Origin of the sequence: Brachybacterium sp. Z12, assembly GCF_014400405.1 — a bacterium.
GTDB lineage: Bacteria > Actinomycetota > Actinomycetes > Actinomycetales > Dermabacteraceae > Brachybacterium.
In genome coordinates, this window is the sequence record NZ_CP060496.1 from 1,484,887 (window position 1) to 1,499,770 (window position 14,884).

Below are 14,884 nucleotides of genomic sequence, written 5' to 3' on the forward strand. Positions count from 1 at the left end.
AAGGGTGGTCCGGTGTGCTCCTCGGCCCTCCTACCATGGTTGCATGCCGTCATCGCCCCAGAACCAGTCCGGCGCCGCCCCCATGCCGCCGGTGCGCGACCGCGAGGAGATCGATCCGCGCGGCAGCAAGCGCGACCGCTCCTGGCCCCCGGCCCCGGAGCCGCTGCCCTTCCCGGTGATCGACAACCACTGCCACCTCGACTTCGCCGACGGCGACGAGCAGTTCAGCGTGCACGACCACGTCGCCCGCGCTGCAGCCGCCGGTGTCGATGCGCAGATCACCATCGGCTCGGACCTCGACGCCGTGCGCTGGACCGCGGCGCTGCTCGCCTCCGAGGACTGCCCCGCCTCCCTGCGCGGCGGGGTCGCCGTGCACCCGAACGAGGCGGCGCTCCATGCCCGCGGCCACGATCTTCAAGGCCGTGAGCTGGTGGGGCTCGACGAGGCGATCGCGGAGGTGTCCGAGCTGCTGCGCGGCCCCGGGATGGTGGTGGTGGGGGAGACGGGGCTGGACTGGTTCCGCACCTCGCGCGACGACGAGAAGTCCCGCAACGCCCAGATCGACTCCTTCCGTGCACACATCGCGCTTGCCAAGGAGCTGGATCTGCCGCTGCAGATCCATGACCGGGACGCCCACCGCGACGTGCTCGAGGTGCTCGAGGCGGACGGCGCCCCCGAACGCACCGTCTTCCACTGCTTCTCCGGCGACGCCGACTTCGCGCGCACCTGCGTGGACCGCGGCTGGTACCTTTCCTTCGCCGGCACCGTCACCTTCAAGAACGCCGGCGGCCTGCGCGCGGCGCTGGCAGAGGTGGGCCTGGGCCAGATCATGGTCGAGACCGACGCGCCCTTCCTCACCCCCGTGCCCTATCGCGGCCGCCCGAACTCCTCCTACCTGATCCCGCACACCATGCAGACCATCGCCGAGGTGACCGGCACCGGCCTCGAGCAGGCCTGCCGCACCATCCGGGCCACCACCCAGGATGTCTACCGCTTCTCCGAGGGGGTGGCCGCGTGAACGCCGAGGACTCCTCGAACGCAGGCCTGCTGCTGACCGCCCGCGATATCCGTGAGCTGGCTGAGGCCGCCGGGATCCGGCCCTCTAAGCAGCGCGGGCAGAACTTCGTGATGGATCCCAACACGGTGCGCACCATCGTGGGCCGGGCGCATGTGGAGCCGGGCCAGGCGGTCCTCGAGGTCGGCCCGGGGCTGGGTTCTCTGACTCTGGGCCTCCTCGAGGCGGGGGCCGACGTGGCCGCCGTCGAGCTGGACCGGGGCCTGGCCGAGCTGCTCCCGCTCACCCTCGAGGCCCGCGGCGTCGACGCCGACCGCTTCCGCCTGGTGCACGACGACGCGCTCCAGGTCACCGAGCTGCCTGCGCTCCCGCGAGCGGGGGAGCCCACCGCGCTGGTCGCGAACCTGCCGTACAACGTGGCAACCCCCATCCTGCTGACGATGCTCGAGCGCTTCGACTCCCTCCGCAGCGCCCTGGTGATGGTGCAGTCCGAGGTGGTGGACCGACTCACCGCCGGGCCGGGCTCACGCACCTACGGCGGGCCCAGTGTGAAGGCCGCCTGGTACGGGCGGGCCGTGCACGCCGGGCGGATATCGCGACAGATCTTCTGGCCCGTCCCCAACGTCGACTCCGCTCTGGTGGAGCTGATCCGTCACCAGCAGCCGCTGGGCAGCTCCGAGGAGCGCGAGGCGGTGTTCGCCGTCATCGACGCCGCCTTCGCCCAGCGCCGCAAGACCCTGCGCGCCGCACTGTCCGCATGGGCGGGCTCCCCGACGCGATCCGAGGCGATCCTGCGCGCCGCCGGCATCGACCCCGGGGCGCGCGGCGAGACCCTGGAGATCGAGCAGTTCCGTGCGATCGCCCGCGCCGAGAAGGAGATCACCGGATGACCTCGGCACTGCAGCGCGTGGTGGTGCGCGCCCCGGGCAAGATCAACCTCTCGCTGATGGTCGGCGCCGTCGACTCCCGCGGCTACCACTCGCTGGCCACGGTGTTCCAGGCAGTGGACCTCTACGAGACCGTCACCGCGACCCGCGCCGACGACCTCAGCCTGCAGGTGACCTCCGATGTCCCCGGTGAGCTCCCGCTGGACGGCAGCAACCTCGTGCTGAGGGCGGCAGAGCTGCTGCGTGAGGAGTGCGATCTGCGCCTCGGTGCCGCGCTCCACGTCCACAAGCAGGTGCCGATCGCGGGAGGCATGGGCGGCGGCTCGGCCGACGCCGCAGCGACCCTCGTCGCTCTCGACCGGCTGTGGGGGGACCGGACTGGACGCCGAACGCCTGCGCGAGCTCGGCGCACGGCTCGGAGCTGACGTCCCCTTCGCGATGCTCGGCCACACCGCGCTCGGCAGCGGCAACGGCACGGACCTCACCACGGTGCTCACCCACGGGGAGTGGACCTGGCTGCTCGCCGTCCCCGGCGGACACCTCTCCACCCCCGAGGTCTTCCGCCGGTTCGACGAGATCTCGCTCGCCTCCGGTCGGCCGCTGGCCGAACATCCGGTGCTCGACGAGCGTCAGCTCCAGGCCCTCAGCGGCGGCAACATCGAGCTGCTCGCGGACACCCTCCACAACGATCTGCAGATCGCCGCCTTCGAGCTGCACCCGGGACTGGAGCCCGTCGTGGAGGCCGCCGAGCTCCTCGGCGCACAGGCCGCTCTGGTCAGCGGCTCCGGTCCGACGGTGGCGGTGCTGGTCGAGGACGAGGCGCAGGCCCGATCGATCGCCGCAGGCCTGATGCGCGACTCCCTGGTCCAGACGTGCCTGGTGGCGCGGGGCTCCGCGCCGGGTGCGAGCGTGCTCGAGGAGAGCTGAGCGGGCGCCGCCGTCAGCCGAGGAGCTCGGACAGCTCCAACCACCGCTCCTCGAGCTCCTCGATCTCAGCGTCGATCGTTCGGAGCCGCTCGGTGATCTTCTGCAGCCCCACGAAATCGGACTGATCATGCGCTGCGAGCTCTGCATGCAGCGAAGTCTTCTGCTTCTCCAGCTTCTGCACCCGGCGCTCGGCCGCACCGAGCTCCTTCTGCGCCGCATGCGAGTCCGCGCCCGAGAGCGATGAAGCAGGGGCTGTCGAGGCCGAGGCCGCCGAGCCCGCGCCAGCAGTGCGAACTCCCTCTGATCCGCCAGCTCCCTGTGTGCTCTCCGCGCGTAGCGCGAGGTACTGCTCGACCCCGCCCGGCACGTGCCGTACAGCCCCGTCCAGCACCGCGTACTGGGTGTCGGTGACACGCTCCAGCAGATACCGGTCGTGGGAGACCACGATCAGGGGACCGGGCCACGTGTCCAGGAGATCCTCCATCGCCGCGAGCATGTCGGTGTCCATGTCGTTCGTCGGCTCGTCGAGCACCAGCACATTGGGCTCCTCGAGCAACGTGAACAGCAGGTTCAATCGACGCTGCTGGCCGCCGGAGAGGGCCCCCACCTTCACCTTCTGATGCGCGGTGGTGAAGCCCAGACGCTCCAGCAGCTGCCCGGGGAGACTTCGTCCTTACCCGCGCGGAACGTGGTGCGGTAGCGCGCCACCACATCGCTGATGCGGGAATCCAGATGCTCCTCCAGGCCCTCCAGGCGCTGGGACACCTCCCGGACCGTCACGGTCTTGCCGCGCTTGACTCGTCCGGACTGCGGCTCGAGCTTCCCGGTGATCAGAGCGAGCAGCGTCGACTTCCCGGCACCGTTGGGTCCGAGCACGCCGATGCGGTCCGCCGGCCCGATGTGGAGAGTCACGTCGCGCAGCACGGTGAGGTCGCCGTAGCCGGCATCGACGTCGAGAATGTCGAGCACATCGCGACCCAGCCGCGAGGTGGCCAGCTGCGTCAGCTCGACGGTGTTGCGCACCGGCGGCTCCTCAGCGATCAGCTCGGTGGCGGCATCGATGCGGAACTTCGGCTTCGCGGTCCTGGCGGGAGCGCCGCGCCGCAGCCAGGCCAGCTCCTTGCGCATCAGGTTCTGGCGCTTCGACTCGATCGTCGCCGCTTGCCGGTCACGCTCGACCCGCTGCAGCACGTACGCTGCGTAGCCGCCCTCGAAAGGATCGACGACTCCGTCATGGACCTCCCACATCCGGGTACATACAGCGTCGAGGAACCAGCGGTCGTGGGTGATCACCACGAGCCCGCCATCCTTCGGGCTCCAGCGGCGACGCAGGTGCTCCGCGAGCCAGGCGATGCCCTCGACGTCCAGGTGGTTTGTCGGCTCATCCAGCAGCAGCACATCCCAGTCGCCCACCAGCAGCTCCGCGAGATGGACGCGTCGCAGCTGCCCGCCGGAGAGGCCGTCGAGCGGCGCGTCCAGAGAGATGCCCTCGAGCAGACCGGCGAGCACGTCGCGGATCCGTGGATCGGAGGCCCACTCGAACTCGGGCCGGTCGCCGAGCACCCGCTGCTGCACAGTGGTGCTCGCGGTGGCCTCATCCTGCTGGTCCAGCACGCCGACCCGGATCCCGCCACGCACGGTGACCCGGCCCTCATCCGGCTCCCGGGTGCGGGCGAGCAGGTTCAGGAGCGTGGACTTCCCGTCGCCGTTGCGTCCCACCACCCCGATGCGGTCGCCCTCGTCGATGCCGACGGTGATGTCGTCCAGGAGCACGCGGTCGGGCAGTGCGACGTGCAGGGACTGGGTGCCTAGCAGATGGGCCATGCGATGAAGTTCCTCAAGGTGCGTGGTGGACGGAACGATGAGCGGCCGCCGGCTGCTGCCGGTGCGCCGCTGAGCCTCACGTAGTGAGCGGGTCGTCCGATTCGAAGGTCAGGAGCAGTGAGCGGAGGGTGTCGGCCAGGGCGGATCGCCCGTCGGGGGCCAGCGGCTCGAGCAGCTCCTGCTCGGCCTCCAGCAGCCGCTCCATGGCCGCGTCCACGCGGGCGACGCCGTCGGCGCGCAGCCGCACCTCGACCGCGCGGCCGTCATGGGGGCTGCGGTTCTTGCTCACCAGGCCGCGCGCCACGAGCTTGTCGATCCGCGTGGTCATGGTGCCGCTGGTCACCAGGGTCTCGTGCATGAGCGCACCGGGGGAGAGGGCGTCCTCGCCGCTGCGGCGGAGCGCGGAGAGCATGTCGAACTCCCAGCCCTCGAGCCCGGCGTCGGTGAAGGCGCTGCGGCGCGCGACCTCGAGATACCTCGAGAGGCGGGAGATGCGGGAGAACACGGTCAGAGGCGCGACATCGAGGTCGCTGCGCGCCCGACGCCAGCCTGCGACGATGCGGTCGACCTCGTCGTGGCGCGGTGCGTCGGCATCCTCAGTCGAAAGGGGCATGAGCCGAGTCTAGGTCCCCCGTCACTCGCGGGTGCTGCCGCGCAGCGCGGGCTCCTTCTGCAGGGCGCTGAGCCCGTACCAGGAGAGGTTGATCATGCGCGCGGCGACGATCTCCTTCGAGGGCTCGCGCGTCTCCAGCCACCACTGACCGGTGTACGCGACCATCCCCACCAGCATCTGCGCATACAGCGTCGCATCGCGCGCAGGATAGGAGTGGAGCGTGAGCTGGGCGGCCAGGATGTCCTCGACCCGCCCGGCGACGTCGGTGAGCAATGAGGAGAAGGTGCCGACGCCATGGCTGACCGGGGAGTCCCGCACCAGGATCCGGAACCCGTCCTCGTTCTCGTCGATGTAGGAGAGGAAGGACAGCGCCGCCTGCTCCATCAGCACCCGCGGGTGGGCGCGCTGGTTCTGCAGCGAACTCTCCAGCTCTCCCAGCAGCGTCGAGACCTCGCGGTCCACGACCACCGCGTACAGCCCCTCCTTGCCACCGAAGTGCTCGTACACGAGCGGTTTGGAGACCTTGGCGCGTGCCGCGATCTCCTCGACGGTCGTCATGTCGAAGCCCTTCTCGGCGAACAGGCGCCGCCCCACCGAGACCAGCTGCTCGCGTCGTTCCTTGCCCGTCATGCGGGTCGACCGACCGCGGGGCGCCCCGTTCTCCACCATGGCCGGAGTCTCCCATACCGGTCACCGAGCGGTCGTCGACGGCAGCGCGATCGCTCGGGCGACAGGCCGTCCATGCGCAGAGCCGGGAGCGGGCCCGAGGGGCCCGTCTCTGACGGTAGGATCAGGCCGCGCCCGCGGCGCCGCGGCCGGTAACGGACACCCCACCACCGGCCCGACGGCATGCCCGACCGGACGCGATCCGCCATGGTGTAATCGGCAACACCTCAGATTTTGGTTCTGAAGTTTCAGGTTCGAGTCCTGATGGCGGAACGCTCACCGCCCCTGCGGCGGTGCCGCAGAGCTCACCCGTCGATCCCGAGGAGCCGCTGACGTGGGAATCGCTGAGACCACTGCCCCCGCCGCCGTCATCGTCCTGGCCGCAGGTGCCGGGACCCGAATGAAGTCCCGGAAGCCGAAGGTGCTTCACGAGATCGGGGAAGGTCCCTGCTCGTGCATGCCGTCACCGCCGCTGAGGGGGCGAGTCCCGGCGAGCTGGTGGTCGTGCTCCGGCATGAGAGGGAGCGGGTCGCCGAGCATCTGGCCGAACACGCCTCCGAGGTCGCCGTCGCCGATCAGGACGAGATCCCTGGCACCGGGCGCGCCGTCCAGTGCGGCCTCGAGCAGGTCACCGCGACCGAGGGCACCGTGCTGGTCACCTACGGTGACGTCCCGCTGCTGGACCCTGCCACCCTGCGTGATCTGGTGTCCGCGCATGAGGGGGCCGCGGCTGCGGCCACCGTGCTGAGCGCCCGCGTACCCGATCCCACCGGCTACGGCCGCATCCTGCGCAGCGAGGACGGATCGGAGGTGCTCGGCATCGTCGAGCACAAGGACGCCGACGAGACGCAGCGCGCGATCGACGAGATCAACTCCGGCATCTACGCCTTCGACCTGGCCGTGCTGCGCGACGCGCTGGGCCGCATCGGCACCGACAACGCCCAGGGCGAGATGTACCTCACCGATGTGCTCTCGATCGCACGCGAGGACGGTCGCTCGGTGCGGGCGGTCGTCACCGATGACGTGATGATGGTCGAGGGAGTCAACGACCGCGTGCAGCTGGCCGAGCTCGGAGCGGAGATGAATCGCCGCACCCTGGAGCGTCATATGCGCGCCGGGGTCACCATCGTGGATCCCGCCACCACCTGGATCGACGCCGACGTCGCCATCGCGCAGGATGCCGTCATCCTCCCGGGCGTGCAGCTCCACGGGGCGACGGACATCGGCGAGGAGGCCGTGATCGGCCCGGACACCACGCTGCGGGACACCGAGGTGGGTGCCGGGGCCGAGGTGCTTCGATCCCACGCACTGCTCGCGGTGATCGGCGCGAACGCGAACGTCGGGCCCGTTCTCCTACCTGCGCGCCGGGACGGTCCTCGGCGTGCACGGCAAGATCGGCGGCTTCGTCGAGACCAAGAACGCCGTGATCGCCGACGGCGCGAAGGTGCCGCACCTCAGCTACGTGGGTGACGCCGAGATCGGTGAGGGCAGCAACATCGGTGCCGGCACGATCTTCGCCAACTACGACGGCGTGAACAAGCACCGCACCGTCGTCGGGAAGCATGTGCGCGTCGGCTCCGACAACATCCTGGTGGCCCCCGTCACCATCGGGGACGGTGCCGCGACCGGCGCCGGGACCACGGTCCGCAAGGACGTGCCGCCGGGCGCCCTGGGCGTCAGCGCGGTCTCGCAGCGGAACGTGGAAGGATGGACCCTGCGACGCCGTGCGGGGACCGCCGCCGGGGATGCGGCACGTGCCGCCCTCGGCACCGAAGAAGGGGCCGCTGACAGGACGCCTGCAGGAACTGCCGCCGAAGAGCACAAGGAGCACGAGCAGCGATGAGCGAAATCGTCACCACTGGGGAGAAGCGTCTGGTCCTCGCTTCCGGACGGGCCCATCCCGTCCTCGCACAGGAGGTCGCTGCCGAGCTCGGCGTCGAAGTCCTGCCGATGGACGCCTGGGACTTCGCGAACGGGGAGATCTACGTGCGGTACGGCGAGTCCGTGCGCGGCACCGACGTCTTCATCCTGCAGTCCCACCCCGCTCCGATCAACACCTGGGTGATGGAGCATCTGATCATGATCGACGCGCTCAAGCGCGCGTCGGCCAAGCGGATCACCGCGATCGCGCCGAGCTTCCCTACGCACGTCAGGACAAGAAGCACCGCGGACGCGAGCCGATCTCCGCGCGCCTGGTCGCGGATCTCTACGAGACCGCCGGCGCGGATCGCATGATCTCGGTGGATCTGCACGCCCCGCAGGTGCAGGGCTACTTCAACCGTCCGGTGGACCACCTGATGGCGCTTCCGATCCTCGCGGAGTACATCCAGGAGAAGTACGGCGAAGAGGACATCGCCGTGGTCTCCCCGGATGCCGGTCGCATCCGCGTCGCGGAGCAGTGGGCCAAGAAGCTCGGCGGGGTGAACCTCGCCTTCATCCACAAGTCTCGCGACATCAACCGCCCCAATCAGGCCATCGCGAAGCGTGTGATCGGTGATGTCGAGGGGAAGACCTGCATCCTGGTCGACGACATGATCGACACCGCCGGCACCATCGTGCAGGCGGCCGACGCGCTGCTCGCGAGCGGTGCGGACTCGGTCGTCATCGCCACGACGCATCCGATCCTCTCCGACCCGGCCACCGAGCGGCTGAAGAACAGCTCCGTGCGCGAGATCGTGTGCACCAACACGCTGCCGGTCCCGCCCGAGAAGCAGTTCGATCGGCTCACTCAGCTGTCGATCGCACCCCTGCTGGCCCGGGCGATCCGCGCCGTCTTCGATGATGGCTCGGTCACCAGCCTGTTCGACGGCGAGGTCTGAGCGGAACCCTCGCTCGGCGCCCGCGCGGCGCGGCACTGCAGCACTGAGCCCCGCCGTCCCTCGAGGGATGGCGGGGCTCAGTGCTGTCGCGGGGCGGTCGGCTCAGATCAGGAAGCGGTTGCCCTTGACCAGGCCGTTCCACTGCTTTCCAAGGCCCACGTGGTCACCTGCGGCGAGTCCCGCCATGGCGATGACGGCGACGGCCATCAGCAGGTGCGTGTCGTAGAGCGGGTTCGAGGCGATCGGGAAGGCGGCGAGGTACATCAGGGTGTACATCGCCGCAGCCGACGCCGCCGCCACCCGGGTGCCGATCCCCAGCATCAGCGCTGCGCCGACGCCCAGCAGGCCGAGCATGAACAGCGCATCGGTGAGCGGATTGATCGAGAGGAAGAACTCCCAGATGCTGGCGAAGGGGTTGCCGCTCGCGATCGAACCGCCGAGGAAGCCGCTGGTGGGCGAGCCTCCGTTCAACCACGAGCTCTCGGTGGGGGTGGAGAAGCCGAATCCGAAGGTCTTGTCCAGGAATGCCCACAGGAAGGTGAAGCCGACCATCAGGCGGGCGACGCCGAGAACGGTGTAGCCCCAGCCTTTCTTCTCAGCACCGGTGGCGGTGCGGGCGGCCGCGGCGGGGACGGTGGCGGGGATGGCGGTGGTGGCAGTCACGGGAGATGTCTTTCGATGGACGACCTGGGGGTGCGGGTCGTGTGGATGGGACAAGAAAAGAGTAGGTCCGCAGCGGCCGCTCCCGCGGGGACCAAAGTCACCAATTCGGGTCTCTGACCTGCAGGGACGTAGGTCCCGCCGGATGCACGCATCGGCGGTCCGCGAGCCAGCCCGGCGGCGGCCGGGTGCGCGTTCGGGTGCTGGTGCGGCACCCCTCACTCGAGAGCGGTGCGCAGGGCCCGTGCGTGTTAAGGTCACCTGGTCACTTCGGCGAGGGAGCGGGCACATGCCCCTCCGTGATCGACGCGGTGCGGAGAACCGGGAGCATCAGGCTCCCTGTGCCCCGTGGCGTCGCTCATCGTCGAGCCACCCCTCCACGAGGAGCACACCCCATGGCTGAGAAGCTGAACGTCGAACTGCGCGAGGACTTCGGCAAGGGCGCATCCCGCCGCCTGCGCGCCGAGAGCCGCGTCCCCGCCGTCCTGTACGGGCACGGTCAGGACCCCTTCCACCTCTCGCTGCCCGGGCACGACACCGCCCTGGCGGCCCGTAACTCCAACGCGCTGCTCGAGCTGTCCCTCCCGGACGGCACCAAGCACCTCGCCCTCATCAAGGAGATCCAGCGTCACCCGCTGAAGCGCTCCCTGAACCACCTCGACCTGATCATCGTCCGCAAGGGCGAGAAGGTCGAGGTCGAGATCCCGGTCGTCCTCACCGGTGAGCCCGTCGCCCCGGCCGCGGCCTTCGTCGAGCTGCAGACCCTGACCCTCCTGGTCGATGCGCTCAACGTGCCCGAGCAGGTCGAGATCGACGTCGAGGGCTCCGAGGACGGCTTCCAGGTCTTCGCCGGCGACGTCACCCTGCCCGAGGACAGCGAGCTGGTCTCCGACGTCGAGCTGATCGTCGCCAGCGTCGCCCTGCCGCGCGTGGACGAGAGCGATGACGAGGACGCAGAGTCGGCCGAGGAGTCCGCTGAGGAGTCCACCGAGAACGAGTGACCTCCTCCGGGGTGGGTCGGGGCAGTTCCTCTGCCCCGACTCGCTCCGTTGCTCACACCTCACCCACCGGGGCGTCGCGCTGTGCGCGGCGCCCCGGTACGGTATTCGGGGTCGTGCGCACCGCCTCCTGCGGTCCCGCCCCGTGCAGAACGGGGCCAGCGGGCAGCGCCGACCGGGACCAGTCCGCGCCGTCCGCAGCACGAGCGGCGCCGAGGCAGCAGCGAGGAGCAGCCCATGACCGTGAGCGAACGCCGACCCGGGCCGTACCTGGTGGTGGGGCTCGGCAATCCCGGCCCGAAGTATGCCGCGACGCGTCACAACATCGGGCAGATGGTCCTGGACCACATCGCGGCCTCCGCCGGGGGCGCTTCGCGACGGCCCGTCGTGCCCAGGCAGTGGTGCTCGAGGGGCGGCTGGGCCTTCCGGGATCGGATGAGCGCGTGATCCTCGCCAAGCCCACCACCTACATGAACGTCTCCGGCGGACCGGTGAGAGCACTGGCCGCGTACTACGACATCCCGCCCGAGCGGACCGTCGTGGTCCACGACGAGGTCGACATCCCCTTCGACGCGATCCGGCTCAAGATCGGCGGCGGCGAAGGCGGCCACAACGGGCTGCGCGACATCACCAAGGCGCTCGGTACCAAGGACTACCTCCGGGTGCGTGCGGGTGTCGGACGCCCCTCAGGCGGCCGCGATACCGCCGATCACGTGCTCGCACCGTTCTCCGCGACCGAGCGCAAGACCCTTGACCTGCTGATCTCGGACGCGGCCGACGCCGTCGAGGCTGTCATCCTCGAGGGCCTCACCGCCGCCCAGCAGCGCTTCCACACCCGAGAGGTCCGATGACCACGCAGACCGCCGCCCCCGCCCCCACCACTGCGAACCCTCCGCTGCGGACCCTGCTGGACCAGCTCGCCGCCGGACGCGACCTCAGCGCCGTCCGCGACCTCGTCCTCGAGGGCTCCGAGAGCGGAGAGGGCGGCAGCATCGTCGCCGCCACCGGCCTGTTCCCGTTCCTGGTCGCAGATCTCGCGCGCCGCGCCAGCGCCGAGCAGCCCCTGGTCGTGGTCACCGCCACCACCCGCGCCACCGAGGACCTGCGCGCCGCGCTGACCGCGATGGTGGGCACCGAGCACCTCGCCGAGCTCCCGGCCTGGGAGACCCTCCCGCACGAGCGGCTCTCGCCACGTGCGGACACGGTCGCCAAGCGCCTGGCGACCCTGCGCCGTATCGCGCACCCCGAGACCGAGACCCCGGTGCACGTGCTGCTGATGCCCGTGCGGTCCCTGCTGCAGCCGATCGCGAAGGGCCTGGGCGAGCTGCGGCCGGTGCGTGCCGCGGTGGGGAGACCTACGCGCTCGAAGACATCGAGCGCGACCTCGTGGACGCCGCCTACGTGCGCGTGGACATGGTGGAGAAGCGCGGTGAGTTCGCCGTCCGCGGCGGCATCCTCGACGTGTTCCCGCCCACCGAGCCGCATCCGGTGCGCGTGGACCTGTTCGGCGACGAGATCGACGACGTCCGCTACTTCTCCGTCGCCGATCAGCGTTCCCTGGACCCCGCACCCCACGGCCTCGACGCCCCGCCCTGCCGCGAGATCCTCCTGACGGCGGCAGTGCGCGAACGTGCCCGCGCGCGGGCGGAGGAGCTTCCCGGAGTGCGGGACCTGCTGCTGCGGATCGCCGACGGCATCGCCGCCGACGGGATGGAGTCCCTCAGCCCTGTCCTGGTGGATGGGATGGAGCAGGTCGCCGACGTGCTCCCCTCCGGTGCCCGGTTCCTCGTCCTGGACCCCGAGAAGGCACGGGCCCGAGCCGACGAGCTGGTCGCCACCACCGACGAGTTCCTCGCCGCGGCTGGTCCAGCGCGGCCGCCGGCGGCGGACTGCCGATCGACGTGGGGGCGGCGAGCTTCGTCCCGCTGTCCGAGGCGAAGGGCCATGCACGCGAGGGTGGCCGTGCCTGGTTCACCCTGGCCGCCTTCGGACTGGACACCGATGTCGACCTCACCACCTCCTCCACCACCCACCCCGGCTACTCCGGGAAACCCGGTGACGCCGCGAAAGACCTCGAGCGTCGGCGGCTCGAGGGCTGGTCCGTCATCTCCACCATGGCGGGGTCCGGCGGTGCCCGCCATGTCGCGGAGAACCTCCGTGCCGAGGGGCTGCCCGCCGTCTACACCCCCGAGCTGGAGGACCCGGTCATGCCGGGCGAGGCCGTGGTCACCGTCGGCCCGTTCGTCGAGGGTCTGGTCGACGAGCAGCTGCGGCTCGTGCTCACCTCCGAGCGCGACCTCACCGGCAAGTCCGGGGCGCGCCGCGGCGCGGAGCGCAAGATGCCCTCCCGTCGCCGCAACGTCGTCGACCCCTCCAGCTGCGCCCCGGGGACCACGTGGTCCACGCGCATCACGGAGTGGGCCGCTTCGTGGAGATGACCAGCCGCACGGTGGGAACCGGCGCCAAGCGCGCCACCCGTGAGTACCTGGTCATCGAATACGCGCCCTCGAAGAAGGGCCAGCCGGGGACCGGCTGTACGTCCCCAGCGATCAGCTCGATCAGGTCACCAAGTACGTCGGCGGCGAGGATCCGAGCGTCAACCGCATGGGCGGCGCCGACTGGGCCAAGACCAAGTCCAAGGCCCGCAAGGCGATCCGCGAGATCGCCGACGAGCTGGTGCGCCTGTACTCCGCGCGCCAGTCCGCTCCCGGCCATGCCTTCGGCCCTGACACCCCCTGGCAGCGCGAGCTCGAGGACTCCTTCGAGTTCGTCGAGACGCCCGACCAGCTCGTCACCATCGACGATGTCAAGAGTGACATGGAGAAGGCGGTGCCGATGGACCGTCTGATCCTCGGCGACGTCGGGCTACGGCAAGACCGAGATCGCGGTGCGCGCCGCGTTCAAGGCGGTGCAGGACGGCAAGCAGGTCGCGCTGCTCGCCCCGACCACCCTGCTCGCCCAGCAGCACCTGGACACCTTCAACGAGCGCTACACCGGGTTCCCGGTCACCGTGCGGGGCCTGTCCCGGTTCCAGAACCCAGCGGATTCCAAAGCCACTGTCGAGGGGATCGCCGACGGCAGCGTCGACATCGTCATCGGCACCCACCGCCTGCTCACCGGCAACGTGCGCTTCAAGGACCTGGGCCTGCTGATCATCGACGAGGAGCAGCGCTTCGGCGTCGAGCACAAGGAGACGCTCAAGGCGCTGCGCACCAACGTGGATGTGCTCTCGATGTCCGCCACCCCGATCCCGCGGACGCTGGAGATGGCCGTCACCGGGATCCGCGAGCTGTCCATCCTCGCCACCCCGCCCGAGGAGCGCCATCCCGTGCTGACCTACGTCGGCGCCCAGGAGGACAAGCAGGTCACCGCGGCCATCCGCCGTGAGCTCCTGCGCGAGGGCCAGGTGTTCTACATCCACAACCGGGTCGAGGACATCGACCGGGTCGCCGCTCACCTGCGCGAGCTGGTGCCCGATGCGCGGGTGCAGGTCGCCCACGGCAAGATGAACGAGCACCAGCTGGAACGAGTGATCGTCGACTTCTGGGAGCGTGAGTTCGACGTGCTGGTGTGCACCACCATCGTCGAGACCGGGCTGGACATCGCCAACGCCAACACCCTCATCGTCGAGAACGCCGACAAGTTCGGGCTCTCCCAGCTGCATCAGCTGCGCGGACGCGTGGGCCGCTCGAGCGAGCGCGCCTACTCCTACTTCCTCTACAACGCGACGAAGCCGCTCACCGAGCTCGCGCACGATCGCCTGACCACCCTGGCCACCAACACCGACCTCGGTGCCGGCATGAAGGTGGCGATGAAGGACCTCGAGATCCGCGGTGCGGGCAACCTGCTGGGCGGGGAGCAGTCGGGCCACATCGCCGGGGTTGGCTTCGACCTGTACGTACGGATGGTCGGCGAGGCGGTCGCCGCCTTCCGCGGCGAGGGCAAGGCTCCGGAGAAGGAGATCCGTGTGGAGCTCCCGCTGGACGCCCACATCCCTCACGACTACATCGGCTCCGAACGCCTGCGCCTGGAGGCCTACTCCAAGCTTGCCGCCGTGCGCGAGGTGTCCGAGATCGACCAGGTCCGTGCCGAGCTCTCCGACCGTTACGGCGCACCGCCGGCCTCGGTCGAGGTGCTGCTGGACGTGGCCCGATTCCGGATCGATGCCCGCGCGGCGGGGGTCGACGAGGTCCAGGCGCAGGGCAAGATGATCCGTTTCGCGCATCTCGAGGTCCCGGACTCCGCCGCGATGAGGATGAAGCGCCTCCACCCGGGAACGGTGCTCAAGCCCGCCACCCGGCAGGTGCTGGTGCCGCGGCCGATGACCTCGCGCCTGGGCGGCACCGAGCTGCGCGACCACGAGCTGCTCGAATGGGCCCGAGAGATCCTGCGCACGCTGGTGCCCGCAGCCGCTGAGCAGATCACGTCCAGGACGTCGGCGCAGTAGCCTCGCACCCGTGAGCCGATCGCAGCAG

At 70.2% G+C, this 14,884-nt stretch carries 8 protein-coding genes, 1 tRNA gene and 5 pseudogenes; 10 read left to right on the forward strand and 4 right to left on the reverse strand.

The window, feature by feature from the left end:
- The first annotated feature begins 43 nt into the window (after positions 1–43).
- The 4 genes from H3H54_RS07940 to H3H54_RS07955 are packed head-to-tail and all read left to right on the forward strand — an operon-like array spanning position 44 to position 2,829.
- Complete coding sequence (locus tag H3H54_RS07940) at positions 44–1,018, forward strand: TatD family hydrolase (protein ID WP_262426183.1); 975 nt, start codon at positions 44–46, stop codon at positions 1,016–1,018.
- Entirely contained in the window at positions 1,015–1,905 is an 891-nt protein-coding gene (gene rsmA / locus H3H54_RS07945; RefSeq protein WP_262426184.1) for a 16S rRNA (adenine(1518)-N(6)/adenine(1519)-N(6))-dimethyltransferase RsmA, read from the forward strand. The genes H3H54_RS07940 and rsmA overlap by 4 nt, the downstream gene beginning before the upstream one ends.
- A complete protein-coding gene (locus H3H54_RS07950; protein ID WP_262426185.1) occupies positions 1,902–2,327 on the forward strand; it encodes a 4-(cytidine 5'-diphospho)-2-C-methyl-D-erythritol kinase in 426 nt (141 codons plus the stop codon). The genes rsmA and H3H54_RS07950 overlap by 4 nt, the downstream gene beginning before the upstream one ends.
- Positions 2,328–2,340: 13 nt before the next feature.
- Positions 2,341–2,829 (forward strand): hypothetical protein, encoded by a 489-nt coding sequence (locus tag H3H54_RS07955; RefSeq protein ID WP_262426186.1) that lies wholly within the window; start codon positions 2,341–2,343, stop codon positions 2,827–2,829.
- A gap of 13 nt (positions 2,830–2,842) precedes the next feature.
- Here the strand turns inward: H3H54_RS07955 and H3H54_RS07960 are convergent.
- The 3 genes and pseudogenes from H3H54_RS07960 to H3H54_RS07970 form a co-directional block, all read right to left on the reverse strand.
- Positions 2,843–4,653, reverse strand: a pseudogene (locus tag H3H54_RS07960) (ABC-F family ATP-binding cassette domain-containing protein).
- A 76-nt stretch (positions 4,654–4,729) separates the two neighbouring features.
- The gene (locus H3H54_RS07965; protein ID WP_262426187.1) at positions 4,730–5,266 is read right to left on the reverse strand and encodes a MarR family winged helix-turn-helix transcriptional regulator; all 537 of its coding nucleotides are present in this window, start codon (positions 5,264–5,266) and stop codon (positions 4,730–4,732) included.
- Between the two features lie 21 nt (positions 5,267–5,287).
- Positions 5,288–5,935: a TetR/AcrR family transcriptional regulator gene (locus tag H3H54_RS07970; protein WP_262426188.1), complete on the reverse strand. Its 648-nt coding sequence runs from the start codon at positions 5,933–5,935 to the stop codon at positions 5,288–5,290.
- 198 nt (positions 5,936–6,133) lie between these two features.
- Here H3H54_RS07970 and H3H54_RS07975 point away from each other — a divergent pair.
- The 3 genes and pseudogenes from H3H54_RS07975 (at position 6,134) to H3H54_RS07985 (ending at position 8,751) form a co-directional block, all read left to right on the forward strand.
- Positions 6,134–6,205, forward strand: a tRNA-Gln gene (locus H3H54_RS07975).
- A gap of 127 nt (positions 6,206–6,332) precedes the next feature.
- Positions 6,333–7,775, forward strand: a pseudogene (glmU, locus tag H3H54_RS07980) (bifunctional UDP-N-acetylglucosamine diphosphorylase/glucosamine-1-phosphate N-acetyltransferase GlmU).
- A pseudogene (locus tag H3H54_RS07985) lies at positions 7,772–8,751 on the forward strand (ribose-phosphate diphosphokinase). Before glmU ends, H3H54_RS07985 begins: the two co-directional pseudogenes overlap by 4 nt.
- Before the next feature lie 102 nt (positions 8,752–8,853).
- On the opposite strand, the gene H3H54_RS07990 reads toward H3H54_RS07985, so the two are convergent.
- The gene (locus H3H54_RS07990; RefSeq protein WP_262426189.1) at positions 8,854–9,414 is read right to left on the reverse strand and encodes a hypothetical protein; all 561 of its coding nucleotides are present in this window, start codon (positions 9,412–9,414) and stop codon (positions 8,854–8,856) included.
- Positions 9,415–9,806: 392 nt separating this feature from the next.
- Between H3H54_RS07990 and H3H54_RS07995 the strand changes: the two genes are divergently transcribed.
- The 3 genes and pseudogenes from H3H54_RS07995 to mfd all read left to right on the forward strand — a co-directional run bounded on the left by H3H54_RS07995 (position 9,807) and on the right by mfd (position 14,856).
- The gene (locus H3H54_RS07995; protein WP_262426190.1) at positions 9,807–10,412 is read left to right on the forward strand and encodes a 50S ribosomal protein L25/general stress protein Ctc; all 606 of its coding nucleotides are present in this window, start codon (positions 9,807–9,809) and stop codon (positions 10,410–10,412) included.
- A gap of 234 nt (positions 10,413–10,646) precedes the next feature.
- Positions 10,647–11,260 (forward strand): annotated as a pseudogene (gene pth, locus H3H54_RS08000) (aminoacyl-tRNA hydrolase).
- Positions 11,257–14,856: pseudogene (gene mfd / locus H3H54_RS08005) on the forward strand (transcription-repair coupling factor). Before pth ends, mfd begins: the two co-directional pseudogenes overlap by 4 nt.
- Positions 14,857–14,884 lie beyond the last annotated feature (28 nt).